Genomic DNA, 12798 nt, shown 5'->3' on the forward strand with positions numbered 1-12798 from the left:
TGAAGTGGTTCTGCCGCAAATTCATCGATGCGGGCGACCCTTACTAGCCAGGAGGGTCGTTTCCTTTCGGCTCTTGTAAGAGTTTCGGCATGTGTCCCCGCGGTTCGCGATCACGTGGGGCAGGGCGCTCGGATGGGACGCGGCCAAGCTTCGGCTGCAGCTCGACGAGATCCGTAAAGACGTCGGCCTGGCGGCGCAGCTCGTCGGCGATCATCGGCGGCTGGCTGGCGATAGTGGAAATCACCGTGACTCGCACGCCGCGGCGCTGCACGGCTTCGACCAGAGAGCGGAAGTCGCCATCGCCCGAGAACAGCACCATCTGGTCGATGTGTTCGGCGAGCTCCATGGCGTTCACCGCGAGCTCGATATCCATGTTGCCCTTGATCTTGCGGCGGCCGGATGCATCGACAAACTCTTTAGTCGCCTTGGTGACGACCGTGAACCCGTTGTAGTCCAACCAATCGAGCAGGGGACGGATCGAGGAAAACTCCTGATCCTCGATGACTGCGGTGTAGTAGAATGCCCGAAACAGTTTCCCGCGGCTCTGAAATTCCTCCAGCAGGCGTTTGTAATCGACGTCGAAGCCCAGGGCTTTCGCCGTCGCGTAAAGATTCGCGCCATCGATGAAAAGCGCAATCTTGTTAGTCGACGCGGATGACATGACTTGCGGGCTTTCCAGAGAGCCGATTTAGGTCTTCGCCGAGAGACCAGCAATTGAACGAAGGACTTCGAGACGCACGAAAAATACTTTAAGCTTCAAGCAATCGCATGGCGAGGAGGAACTCCTTAGCCACAAAGAAGTTAGCCCATTTAAAATTCTTGAGTAATGTGGCTATTTTAGGTGGTCGTTTTTGGAGTATGCGTCTCATGAGCGATGTGGATTTTCCTGTCTTTGATAGTTCGATCACACGGCGCGGTCGCGGCTGGCGCTGGTGTGTTTCTGGCGAAGCGGGTAAAATCGTCCTGCAGGGTACTGAGCGCAGCCGACCAGCGGCACAGTATATGGCTGCACGAGCGACTTTTTTGCTGCTCCTCACCGCGTCGTATTGGAGACCCAGCAATGTGCCGCTTCCGGTTGACGTATACCCGGTTGAGATAATTCCCAACGTGCGCCCGAACTCAACTGGCCTGAGATAGCCAAAGGCCGATTGCGCTTGGATGCTCTCGGACTCTCGGAAAAGGCTCTCCATCGCGGCGTTCATGAGAGGGCTCGCGCAGTGTGGCGTGGCGCGTACGGATCTACTTTGCAAGAACCAATTCGTTGATTGGAAAAACGCTTCCGGTGCGTAAGCGCTGGGAGTGTTTGCGTCTGCGAGAACGAACGACGCCGGCAGCCCTATCACGTCGTACTCAAATGCCACCCCTTAGGGGTCATTCTCCTCGAACCGTTTCTGCGGCATCGACACTGGCGAAGACCTTGATTTGGTCGACGTCGCCGACCTGTTTGGCGGTGTTCACGTAGACGAAGACGGTCATTGATCCCTCTTCAGCTTGCGCCGGCTTAGGTCTTTGGAACGGATCGGACTTCCTGCGGGTTAAGCGCGACAACCCTGGGAGTTTGCGGTGAAACTAATCCTACTATTAGCAACCGGCTTGGCTGTCTCGATTGCTGCTGCGTCGGCGCAGCCCGCCGGCTCACCAAGCGGACGTGGGGCGGTCAATGGTGACCCGGCAGCCAGCTCGACGGCGCCGAGCAGAGACCCGCGTGGCACCACTGGCATGTCGCCTGGTTCGAGTAGCGGAAGTGGTACGTCCACTTCTGGCGGCAAAGACGACAATGGAGATCAGGGTCGAGACAAAATGCCAGACAGCAACAAGACGGTCCGGCCCGAGAACCAGCAGCCGGCAAAGCCGCAGTAACGCCTAAATTCCCGCGTGGATCGACTCTCGTCCGAAGTTCTGGTGTCGCAATTCGGACGGAGCAAGCGACCTCAGCTTTGGAAGGGGGATAGCTGAGGCCGCTTGAGCTTCGGAACGGAGGCGAATCCAACCGACGCTCAGCGAGGGTAGGCTGCATCCATTCCCACGCATGGTCCACTTGTGAACAATGCCGCCGCGATGTTAGCGCGCGTGCTTTACGTCTCGTGAACGTCCTCCGTCTTGCGCGAAGGGCCTCACGTTGAACTTGCCGAATTTCGATAGGCTTCGGTATTTCAACGGAGGTGTGCTCGGCGTCATCCAGAACTATGTTGCCGCGCTCTGAAGTGAGCGAGGAAATGACGGGCCGCCGCAACAAGGACAATCCGCCTATCCTCATCTGCCAAGAATGTAGGCGACCGATGGTGTATCTCGCTACACTTCCGAAGATTGCTAGCCTGCCCGCAGTACACGCTTACTTGTGTCGACCATGCCAGCGGGTCGATAGCATTACGTTGAAGTAGGGCCGACGCAGGCATCTTTTAAGCTAGCCGTCCTGGTACCGAATGCCGAAATTGTCGCAGGTCAACGCAAAGGCTTCCTTCGCCTTTGCATCCTCAAAGCAGAAGCGAGTGCCGATGTCTGCGCGATCGGTCCACCACCCAATTTGGTGCCCTTCGCAATGCGAGCAGCTTCTCCGCGCAGCAAATCCAACTGTTTTCCAGCCGCGTGAACGACTAAGCAATTTTCCTTTGTCATGAATGCGGTCCTCAAAAATGAAGCAACGACACCATTTTGATTCCGACAAAAAATGAAAATAGTGTGGCGGCTGGGGTGCTAGAACGAAGGCCGCACCAGGGGGACTGCTGCGACCTCATTCTCGAAAAAAATCGGGTGAAATGATCTAAGTGAAATATGCAGCCATCCCCGGTGATCAACAACCTACCGCAGCTCGGTCGCAGCGCAATGTCAGCTAGGTCACACCGGGAAACCTATTTAATGCGCAGGCACGACTTGCTCAGAAGCCCTTCGCTTAGGCAGTCTGGACGGCTTCGTCGCGCGCTCCTCGTCATGACAATCCCTAATAATTCTTGACGGCCGGGCTAAACACCAGCCACAGCGCGACTGACACCAGCCCAAAGCAGCCGAGCAGCAGGAAGGTCGGGCCGTAGCCGATCCATTGCGCGATCCAGCCGCCGAGTGCGGGACTGAGGCTTGCGCCGATCCCCTGCACGGTGATCACGGCTCCCTGGCCGAGATTGATGCGGCCACTGCCGTTGAGCGAGCGCGCGACCATGCCCGGGACAGCGACAGTCTGCAGTCCGGTCCCGATGCCGTCGAGCACCTGCATTGGTACAACACCCCACCATCCCATGACGAAGAAAGCGAGCACGCCGCGAACAGGCAGCATCGTGAAAGAGACCAGCAGCACTGGCCAGTAGTTGCGCTTGCCCGCGACTTGCATGCCGACTAGCGATGTCGCGATCATCACGCCCTGCGCGATCACCACCGTGATTGCTACGAAGCTCGGACCGTCGGCCTGTGCTTCTGCGACGGCCGCAAGGCCATAGAGCGGGACGATCGCGGCGTTGCCGAGATGGAAGATTGCGAGCGCCAGCGCAAGCACGAGCAGCGGCTTGTGCTTGAACAGGATGGACAGACCACTCGGCGGGCTATCCGGATCGTCCTCCTTGCCGCCGCGCGCGGCGCGATCGTCGATCGCCTTGGCCGGGATCATCAATACGCAAGCCACCGCGATGGCGCCAAAAATCGCGGCGAGTACGAACACGGTCACGTAGCCGAATTTGTAACCGAGATAGCCCGACAGCGCCGCGCCGACCATGTTGCCGGCATGGTTGAATGCCTGGTTGCGTCCGTTCAGCGCATTAAAGCCTTTTTGATTAGCGATGCCGAGCGTGATGCCGGTTACTGCCGGCACAATCGCGGCACTCGCCAGCGATTGCGCAACCTGCGAGAACGTCACCGCCCAGAAATTCTGTGAGATCAGGATGATTGCGGATGCCAGAACGACACAGATGCCGGGGATGACGACCCACAGCCGCTTGTTGCGGCTAGAATCGATGAAGCCGCCGATCGGTGTCGTTACCAGCATGCCCGCGACATTGCCGATCGTCATCGCGGTGCCGATCAATCCGGTGGCCCAACCACGCTCCTGCAGGAATACGCCCACGAACGGCCCGATGCCCGACTGCATGTCGGCCATGAAAAAGTTGACGGCGTAGAGGGGCCAGATGCGGGAAGGGGAGCGCGATATCATAGAGAGGCCGAGCGTGAAGCTGCCGATCGAATAGAGTCTCGCGCAAGCGGACATGGCCCGCCGATGGCCGGAGCGGACTGGAAAATAACCTGTGCCCATCATGTTAGTTCCGCCGACCTTGGCGATTAGAGTGCAACGACGTCACCTCGCTAATGCCTCGCGCTCATTTCTGGATCTCTGCCATGCCTCTCTGGACCTGCGCGGACCCTCCCATGCGCGGTCCGTTTCCCGGCGAGAGGTTAGCTTATGGCGGCGAGCTCGAGGAGCTTCCGCGCGGCGGCCTTGGGTCCGGCGTTGGGACGTTCCCCGACGAGTTTTATATTGCGGCCAAATCTTCTTTCACGCCACGTGCCACGATTCGCAACGCGCCGTCTGCAAGCGGACGCTGAAGTTCTTTGGCTTCATCCCAAGGCGCCTTCATCCAAGTCTCAACTTCACCCGGCGTGGTCAAAACAACGGGCATCGCTTTCGGGTGGGCGGCGTATACCTCGGCGTTTGGCTCGGTGGTGAGAAATCCATCGAGGTCGTTGGTTGTCTCGCCTTCCTTGACCTTTCGCACTGAAGTCCAGTTCGTCCAGATGCCTCCGAACGCGAGCAGCGGGCGGCTCTCATCCGGAGCAAACCACACTGGCGCCTTCTCGCCGTCGATGGTGTCGTATTCGCTGAAGCTGGTGAACGGCACCAGACAGCGATTGTCTGGCCCGAGCCATCGCTTCCAATGCTTGCTGCTGGTGTTGCGGATGTTGGTCGTGCCACTGTCCGGCTCCAGCCGCAGCAGCTCCTTGAAGTCTACCGTCTTGCCCTTGGCTTCAAGTTTCTCTGCGCGTTTCCTGGTCGCATCCATGAGCGCCTGCGCCGAAGAAGGCATGCCCCAACGTGCCATGACGAGCTCGCGTCCCTCGGCCCCGTTGCGAACGATCGGCGCTGGGTAGTCCGGAAAGATGCCCGTCATCGACGGCAGGTTTCCGACGCGGCTGTTCAGCGCCCCGAACAAGCGGCGGATCGCATCTACGTTTTTGGTCATCGAATAGAGATTGCACACAGTCAGGTCTCCGGAACGGCCAGGCGGGAGCGCGATGCGAGTTGCAGAAGGGTAGCTGAAGGCCGGCGACCTGCTTTGCTACATTTGCTGCAGCGGAGGCGGCTCGCCAAGTCATGGACGAATGTGGTCGGTGGATGGCGCAGCGCCGCTAGGTCGACGTCTCGCCGGGTTTTGCACCGCGAGCACTCGATCTCAAGCCAGGCGTAACCGCCGTTGATGGCCTGATCGACGGTCGGCGATGGGTCGATCGGTCCTCCTTCGGCCCATATTTTCTCATTCCACGATTCGCAGAGCAGCTTGTCGGCTTGTCGGATGAGGATCTCGCCCTTGGCGCGGGCTTCGGCAGACTGGCCCGCGAGAATCGTCGTCATCGTGCGCGCCCTCCCCAATTCCTTGGTGAGCGCCTTGCGGTCGCCGCCGCTGAGGGGCGTCGGGTGATGTTTCGGTGCCATGGCAGCATCCAGTTCCGGCCGCGCCGGCGACTACTCGAACGCAGGCCAGCAGCCATCTTCCTCGTGGCGCCCGGTCCGCTGCGTGCAGGTATTGTCCAAGAGCCGCCGTCCGACATCCTTCCAGAGCGCCTCCCGACCATAAAGGCGGACGGCATCGACCTTCTGAATCTCGACGACCCTGGCGCAGCGCCGGCACCCCACCCTCAGAATATGTTGAGGAATCTGGCTCAACCGCAGCGCCCCTCCAGATGGGCCCGACCTGCTCTCTGCGCGAGGGTCGTCCAGAAGCGCCTGCCAGTATTCCGGCGGCAGATCAGCTTCCGGAGCCAATCCGGGCTCCCGAGGCACGTTTCTACCGACGAAAGCGGCCATCTTATCCATCTCCTTCGGGTTCGGCATGCGCCAGCTCACGGGTCGGTCCGTCATGCTTCAATAGAACATAACAGGAACAAAAGAGTCGATAGCCGGCATGAAAAATATCCTCTGGTGGGCCCGTCCATGCTGTCGGGACCATGCCCTGTCGTTCGTCTTGAATCCGAGCCGTCCCGAACTGGAGTTCTGCGTAACATGGCCCCGAGAGCCAACTGGAAAGGCTTCTTGCGTCTGTCGCTCGTCACCTGTCCGGTGGCTCTCTACCCGGCGACATCGGAATCCGAAAAGATCTCGTTCAATCAGCTCAATCGAGCGACCGGTCACCGGATCAAGTACGTGAAGGTCGACGCCGATACCGGTGACGAGGTCGCGAACGAGGACATCGTCAAGGGCTACGAACTCGACAAAGGACAGTACATCGAGGTCACCAAGGAGGAGCTCGAGGAGCTAGCGCTGGAGTCGACGCGGACCATCGAGATCGACGAGTTCGTCGACAAGGCAGACATCGACCCGCGCTATCTGATCCGTCCGTACTACCTGCGTCCCGACGGCAAGGTCGGTCACGACGCCTTCGCGGTGATCAGGGAGACCATCCGGGAGATGGACAAGGTGGCGATCGGCCGCGTGGTTCTCACCAACCGCGAACACATTATCGCGCTCGAGCCGTTGGAGAAGGGTCTCGTCGGTACGCTGCTGCGCTACCCCTACGAGGTCCGCTCCGAGCAGGAGTACTTTGACGAGATCCAGGACGTCAAAGTCACCAAGGACATGCTCGACCTCGCAAGGCACATCGTCAACCAGAAGACGGGCACGTTCGACCCCGAGAAATTCGAGGATCATTACGAGACCGCGCTGGTCGACCTGATCAACCAGAAGCGCGCAGGCAAGACCATTCGCCCGAAGGAACGGCCCAAAGGCGAAAACGTGGTCGATCTGATGGAGGCGCTGCGGCAGAGCGTCGGTCGGGAGGCTGCGCCGGCGAAGGCAGCAAAGCCCGCCGAGAAGCCGCGCAAGGCGGCGGCGGGCCAAAAAGAGATGCTGATGACGATCCAAGGCAAGAAGCCGGTGAAGGAAGTAGCGGCGAAGAAACCCGTGTCGGGCCAGCGGCGGAAGTCGGCTTAGGCGGGGTGACCGCCGCTTTTGACGGCGAGTTCAACCGATCGCTGGATGTCTGCTTTCGGGGGCAGACCAGATATAGCAAAGGGAAGCCGCCACTTCCGCTAATGACCCCATAGCGGACATCTCTGCCTCGCGAGACCCGCACTGCGTGACAGTCGTGCCACCAATGGTGGAGCAGTAAGGCCAAGGTTTTAAGCTATGCCACGCGCGGCCGCCGTCTCTCGCGCCGCCTTCTCCTGTGCGAGAGTTGCTTCCAGCCGCGCGATGTTTTCCTGGAGGCGCTGGTTGTTTTCCAGCAGACGCTGACTGGTGAGGAGGAGGATGTAGTAGCCGAATTGCTGATTACTTTGAAAGTAGATTTCAAGCAGCCTTTCATAAGTTATAGTCAGGACTTGTCCGTCTTCTATGCACTCGACCGTTCCGGTTCGCCAGTTATTGGGCGTAAGGAAGCCAAGTTCTCCCATGAGGCGTCCGGGCGGGATCTCGACGTTGATCTCTTTGACCAGAAAATTGCCCGTCACGGTCAAGAACATTTCGTTGGCGGTGTCATGAATCTTGAATAGGGTATCGCCGCGGCGATATTTGCGTTCGGTCATGAACGGCTTGATCCACTCCATCGACATGTCACCTTGCGTCGCGTTACGTGCCTTCTTAACGAGCCTGAGCAGTTGGCGGAGACGAACGGCATTGACCGGCAGCAACAGCAGATAAAGCAGAAAGGTGGCGACGCTTCCGGAAAGCGCGCCAGAGGTTGCGAAGAATGCACACCCGACCATATTCGCGACCCGCAGCGGCACCATTCTCTGCATCAACAAAGTAGCGACAAAGAAGATTGCGCCGACCAAGGCAAACATGTTGGCGAGCGTGATATTGGCCAACACAATTTCTAGCAGCCGATCAAACAGTGCGTCGTAAGTGATATTGTTGGGATCAAGCCCCATTTGAACGAGAATCTTGGCGATCCTGAGATTATCCGCCGCCGTATCAAGAATGCGGTTTAGAATTGTCGAAAGATCTGCACTGGAACTCATCGGATCACCCCACGCAAAGCAGTCGGTTATTTTTCGGACCTCGCTCTTTGCTGACGTTGCTGAACGAGTCCGACACCCTAGTTGGATCAATCGGATCGCAGGCGGCGCCTTTATTCGGCGCAGAGCGAGTGCGTGTCGCAATCATACCATTCCGATGACGGGCCATTTACTCCGTCCACGCTGTATCTTGTGCATCGCACAAGAGAACCTTATTCGATCTCCGGAAAGTGCGAAGGCAGAGGTTTTAAATAGGAAATCGGCGCCCCTCGACGAGGGTGCTCAAACAGCCGTAAAGTGCCGGTTGGCCCAGAAGTATCAACTCCGTAATGGTTTTGAACGCGGCAGGGTGTCGTTGGGAGGCTGACGATCGTACGTTGATCGACCTGTTCGGATCGGCAATGTGTTGAGATGATCGACCGCAAAAATCCAAAGGCAGATCAAGAGATTTTGTTTGGTCCTTTCCGTTTGTCCGGTTCGCGGAGAATTCTGGAAAAGGAGGGCGTTCCGATTGAGGTTGGGGTCCGAGCCTTCGAAATTCTGGCCGTTCTGGTCGAGCACGCTGGGAAAGTGGTCGGCAAGAAGGATTTGATCGCTCAAGTATGGCCCGGCGTCACGATCGATGAAGTAAACCTTCGTGTTCAAGTTGCCATGCTCCGTAAGGCGCTCGGCGAAGGAGACGCCGGAGCGCGCTATGTGGCAACAATTCCGGGCCAGGGCTATTGCTTCGTGGCGCCAATCTCTCGCTTGGGGCCGCTGCAAGCCGACGCTCCGCACAACCCAGCCTCATTCATCGCTCGAAAGTTGCCGCCTCGTTTGACCCGAATGATTGGTCGCGATGAAGTGGTCCACGAGATATCAGGTCAGTTGTCGGAGCGACGCTTTGTGACGATGGTCGGCCCGGGCGGCATAGGAAAAACAACTGTTGCTGTCTCGGTGGCTCACGGATTGTTCGAAGAGTTTGCAGGTGCCGTATGCTTTGCCGACCTCGGTCCTCTGAATGAGCCGTCTCTGGTGGCCAGTGCGATAGCTTCGGCATTAAGACTCGGGGTTCGCTTCACTGATCCCAGCAAGGGACTTGTGAATTTCCTTCGAGACAAACGGGGCCTATTGATCTTCGATAGCTGCGAGCACGTGATCGGGACCGCCGCAGCAATAGCCGAAGAGATCTTCGCGAGCGCGCCGCAGGTGCATATCCTCGCAACAAGTCGGGAATCGCTAAGGGTTGAGGGCGAGTATGTCTATTCGCTGGCAGCTCTGGGTAGCCCGCCAGGAGATGCCGACCTCACAGCGGCGCGGGCACTCGCCTTTCCGGCGGTGCAGCTTTTTGTGGAACGAGCCGCCGTTGGGCGGCAGTATTTCCAACTGCACGATGCCGATGCCTCGATAGTTGGTGATATTTGCCGTCGACTAGACGGAATTGCCCTCGCCATTGAGCTCGCCGCCGGCCGCGTCGATGCTTATGGCATTCGGGAAACGGCGGCACTGTTGAACGACCGCCTTAACCTCCTTGGCGAAGGTAAGCGCACCGCGCTCGCGAGGCATCAGACCCTAAGCGCAACCCTGGACTGGAGCTACGACCTGCTTTCAGAATCTGAGCGCTTGATTCTTCGCAGGCTCTCGGTCTTCGCGGGCAATTTTACTCTCGAAGCGGCTCGCTCGATCGCTGTTGGAATTGACCTGGATGACGCGCAAGTCGTCACCGGAATTGCCAGCTTAATCGGAAAATCGCTCCTCGCGACGGATGGCGACAACAAAGCGGCGCGCTACCGATTGCTCGACACCACCCGAGCTTATGGCTTGGGAAAGCTCGCTGGGAGCGGAGAACTAGACTACATCAAACGGCGTCACGCGAGCTATTACAAACGGATTTTTGAGCGAATCGACCACACATCGTCCGGGGTCGAAGGCCTTTCAGCGTACGCCGAGCATCTCGATAATGTGCGGGCAGGGCTCGAATGGTGTTTCTCTGACCCCGGTGACATTCGGGTTGGCATTGCACTCGCGGCTGCGACAGTGCGGTTGTTCTTGGAGATGTCACTATTAACTGAATGTCGTCGTTGGGCCGAGCGCTCGATCACCGCGTTCGATGAATCGGATCGCGGGAGCGCTCGCGAGATGGAGTTGCGATCAGCACTTGGACTTTCACTAATGTTTGCCACGGGAAACAGCGACGAAGCACGAGGCGCTCTTTTAAGAGGGTTGAAACTCGCCGAAGAGCTCGGAGATTTGCGGAATCAGCTGCGGCTTCTCGAAAAGCTGCATGTATTCCATCAGAGGATAGGAGACTGCCACGAAGCCTTCGCCCTTGCGCAGCAGAGCGAGGACGTCGCCGCAAGTCTTGGCGATAGCTCGAGTGTCGCGATAGCGAATTGGACGCTGGGGTTTTCCCACTACTTCGCGGGAGACTGCAAAAGCGCACAGACGAATTGGGGGGCGCCAATGCCAAAACGCGATAGTTCTCGATCGTACGGGACCAATGTTGCTTTTGATCGTGACATCCAAGCGCGTACGCGATGTGGTTTGGGATCCGTTCTCTGGGTGCGTGGCTTTCCGGATCAGGCCATGAGGATCGGCAGGGATATAATCAAGGAGGGCGCAACTCTGAGGGACCCGTCAACATTCTGCATTTGCCTGATTTTTACGAGTTTCACATCTCTTAGACTTGGCAATCAGGCGGACGCGGCGGATATGATTGGCCGTCTCCTCGCTCACGCCAGAAAGCATTCTCTTGGGCCTTACGAAGCGATCGGCATTGGTCTTAGGGGGACTCTGCTGATTAATCGTGGTCAGGCCAAAGAAGGGGTCGGCATGGTGCGTGATGCTATCGAAACCCTGCATGTTGGCAGGTATGAGTTGCACAACCCTGCGTTCCTCGCCGCTTCCGCAGAAGGGTTGCGGATACTGGGCCAATATGAGGAGGCGCTCAGACAAATCGACGAAGCCATCGCCCGCATTGAAAGAAACGGGCAACTGCTCTTTCTACCGGAGTTCCTGAGGATCAAGGGGACTATCGTCATGGCCGCTCGGCAAACAGATTTGTCCCAAGCCGAGGCCCTTTATCTGCGCGCACTCGCGGTTGCGGGCGGGCAGTCTGCTTTGGCTTGGGAACTGCGGGCGGCGACAAACGCGGCCAGATTGCGAGCTATTCAACGTCGTATCGACGATGCTCGAGCTATACTTGCCCCGATCTATAGTAGGTTTACCGAAGGTTTTGAAACGACCGATCTGAAAGACTGCAAGGCAGTATTGGACAGGTTAGATTAGTCTGAGCGGATCTGGCGAGTTGCGTGGGTGGACTGCAACGAATTGTGCGTGCCGGGGGCAGGTCGCCACACATGGAAAGTAAGAGGCAGCAATGACATTATTTCGAGCGGCATTGGCCTTTGTATTTTTGGTCTACGGCAGCTCCCTCGGGCTAGCAGACAGCGTCATGGGCGAGATCCGCATCGGCCAAACGCTACCGTATAGTGGGCCGCTATCCAGCTTTGGTATCATTGGTCGGGTCCAAGAAGCCTACTTCGCCAAAATCAACGCGGAGGGCGGCATCAACGGCCGAAGGGTAAAATTCATCAGCGTGGACGATGCCTACTCTCCTCCCAAAACCGTCGAGCAGACGCGTAGATTGGTGGAGCAGGAGGGGGTGTTGTTGATGTTCGGCTCGCTAGGAACTGCGACCAACAGTGCAGTTCATCGTTACCTCAATGCGAAGGGCATTCCGCAGCTGTTCGTGCTCAGTGGGGCCACGAAATGGGCTGACCCAAGAAATTCTCCATGGACCATGCCAGGAATGCTCGCCTACGAAACCGAGGGGGCCATATACGCCAAGCACATCCTGCAGAACATACCTCACGCCAAGATCGCAATACTGTCACAGAACGACGATTTTGGCCGCGACTATGTGACGGGTTTCAAACGGGGCCTGGGAAACGAAGCAAAAGCCGCAATCGTCGCCGAAGAAAAATACGAGACGAGCGCGCCAACGATTAGCTCTCAATTGGCGACGTTGAAGGCATCTGGCGCTAATGTGTTGTTCGGCGTCACGATCGGAAAATTCACGTCGCAGCTCATCAAAGGAGTGGCCGAACTCGGCTGGAAGCCGGACGCCTTCTTTGTTCCGGCGTCGGCCTCCTCGATCTCGTTTCTCGAGCCAGCGGGTCTCGAAAATGCGATTGGGTTGATTTCGTCGAGCAATCAGAAGGACACGATCGATCCTCAATGGGCCGGTGACGCCGGTGTGAAGGACTTCCTGGAATTCATGAAGAAATACCTGCCCGGGGCAGACCTAAACAATTCCAACTATTCCGCGGGCTATCATTATGCGGGACTTTTGACGAGAGTTCTGCAAGCGTGCGGGAAGGATCTCAGTCGTGAAAACATCATGCGCCAGGCCGCATCACTTCGTGAGATTGCGCTGCCGCTACTGTTACCCGGAATAACGGTAACGACCAGCCATGAGGATTACTTGCCGTTCCAACAATCGCAGCTGCGTCGCTTCAACGGAAAGAGCTGGATTGGCTTCGGTGACACACTAGACGATCGGTAAGCGCGTCTCGATCGCGTCGATCCACCGACCAATCTGCCGGCATATCCCAGTCTGGGACCAGCTGCCGCTGAACGTTCATAAAATCAAGCTACTGGCAAGAATGG

Annotated in this window: 9 protein-coding genes; 3 read left to right on the forward strand and 6 right to left on the reverse strand. The window is 57.8% G+C overall.

The annotated features are described in order from the left end of the window. Positions 1-43 precede the first annotated feature (43 nt). The 5 genes from AC0L3X_RS36110 to AC0L3X_RS36130 all read right to left on the reverse strand — a co-directional run bounded on the left by AC0L3X_RS36110 (position 44) and on the right by AC0L3X_RS36130 (position 6055). A complete protein-coding gene (locus AC0L3X_RS36110) occupies positions 44-661 on the reverse strand; it encodes a LabA-like NYN domain-containing protein (protein WP_028160060.1) in 618 nt (205 codons plus the stop codon). Between the two features lie 2277 nt (positions 662-2938). Continuing rightward, positions 2939-4135, reverse strand: coding sequence for an MFS transporter (locus tag AC0L3X_RS36115; RefSeq protein ID WP_063986161.1), 1197 nt, complete (start codon positions 4133-4135; stop codon positions 2939-2941). 316 nt (positions 4136-4451) lie between these two features. Continuing rightward, positions 4452-5177: an SOS response-associated peptidase gene (locus AC0L3X_RS36120; protein WP_063981715.1), complete on the reverse strand. Its 726-nt coding sequence runs from the start codon at positions 5175-5177 to the stop codon at positions 4452-4454. Between the two features lie 2 nt (positions 5178-5179). Then, positions 5180-5629, reverse strand: a complete 450-nt coding sequence (locus tag AC0L3X_RS36125) for a hypothetical protein (protein ID WP_063981716.1) — start codon at positions 5627-5629, stop codon at positions 5180-5182. A gap of 30 nt (positions 5630-5659) precedes the next feature. Then, positions 5660-6055, reverse strand: a complete 396-nt coding sequence (locus tag AC0L3X_RS36130; protein ID WP_063981717.1) for a hypothetical protein — start codon at positions 6053-6055, stop codon at positions 5660-5662. A 141-nt stretch (positions 6056-6196) separates the two neighbouring features. Between AC0L3X_RS36130 and ku the strand changes: the two genes are divergently transcribed. Continuing rightward, positions 6197-7123, forward strand: a complete 927-nt coding sequence (gene ku, locus AC0L3X_RS36135) for a non-homologous end joining protein Ku (protein ID WP_063981718.1) — start codon at positions 6197-6199, stop codon at positions 7121-7123. A gap of 188 nt (positions 7124-7311) precedes the next feature. On the opposite strand, the gene AC0L3X_RS36140 is transcribed toward ku, so the two are convergent. Beyond that, positions 7312-8151, reverse strand: coding sequence for a Crp/Fnr family transcriptional regulator (locus AC0L3X_RS36140; RefSeq protein ID WP_063981719.1), 840 nt, complete (start codon positions 8149-8151; stop codon positions 7312-7314). A gap of 408 nt (positions 8152-8559) precedes the next feature. On the opposite strand from AC0L3X_RS36140, the gene AC0L3X_RS36145 reads away from it, so the two are divergent. Further along, the gene (locus tag AC0L3X_RS36145) at positions 8560-11415 is read left to right on the forward strand and encodes an ATP-binding protein (RefSeq protein ID WP_063981720.1); all 2856 of its coding nucleotides are present in this window, start codon (positions 8560-8562) and stop codon (positions 11413-11415) included. A 91-nt stretch (positions 11416-11506) separates the two neighbouring features. Beyond that, a complete protein-coding gene (locus AC0L3X_RS36150; protein WP_063981721.1) occupies positions 11507-12694 on the forward strand; it encodes an ABC transporter substrate-binding protein in 1188 nt (395 codons plus the stop codon). Positions 12695-12798 lie beyond the last annotated feature (104 nt).

The organism is Bradyrhizobium sp. MI1.7 (assembly GCF_055811795.1).

What these genes read in the sequence shown, in the direction of transcription:
- AC0L3X_RS36110 (WP_028160060.1), bottom strand. Translation starts at nt 661, where the DNA reads ATGTCATCCGCGTCGACTAACAAGATTGCGCTTTTCATCGATGGCGCG.
- AC0L3X_RS36115 (WP_063986161.1), bottom strand. Translation starts at nt 4,135, where the DNA reads ATGATATCGCGCTCCCCTTCCCGCATCTGGCCCCTCTACGCCGTCAAC.
- AC0L3X_RS36125 (WP_063981716.1), bottom strand. Translation starts at nt 5,629, where the DNA reads ATGGCACCGAAACATCACCCGACGCCCCTCAGCGGCGGCGACCGCAAG.
- AC0L3X_RS36130 (WP_063981717.1), bottom strand. Translation starts at nt 6,055, where the DNA reads ATGACGGACCGACCCGTGAGCTGGCGCATGCCGAACCCGAAGGAGATG.
- ku (WP_063981718.1), top strand. Translation starts at nt 6,197, where the DNA reads ATGGCCCCGAGAGCCAACTGGAAAGGCTTCTTGCGTCTGTCGCTCGTC.
- AC0L3X_RS36140 (WP_063981719.1), bottom strand. Translation starts at nt 8,151, where the DNA reads ATGAGTTCCAGTGCAGATCTTTCGACAATTCTAAACCGCATTCTTGAT.
- AC0L3X_RS36145 (WP_063981720.1), top strand. Translation starts at nt 8,560, where the DNA reads ATGATCGACCGCAAAAATCCAAAGGCAGATCAAGAGATTTTGTTTGGT.
- AC0L3X_RS36150 (WP_063981721.1), top strand. Translation starts at nt 11,507, where the DNA reads ATGACATTATTTCGAGCGGCATTGGCCTTTGTATTTTTGGTCTACGGC.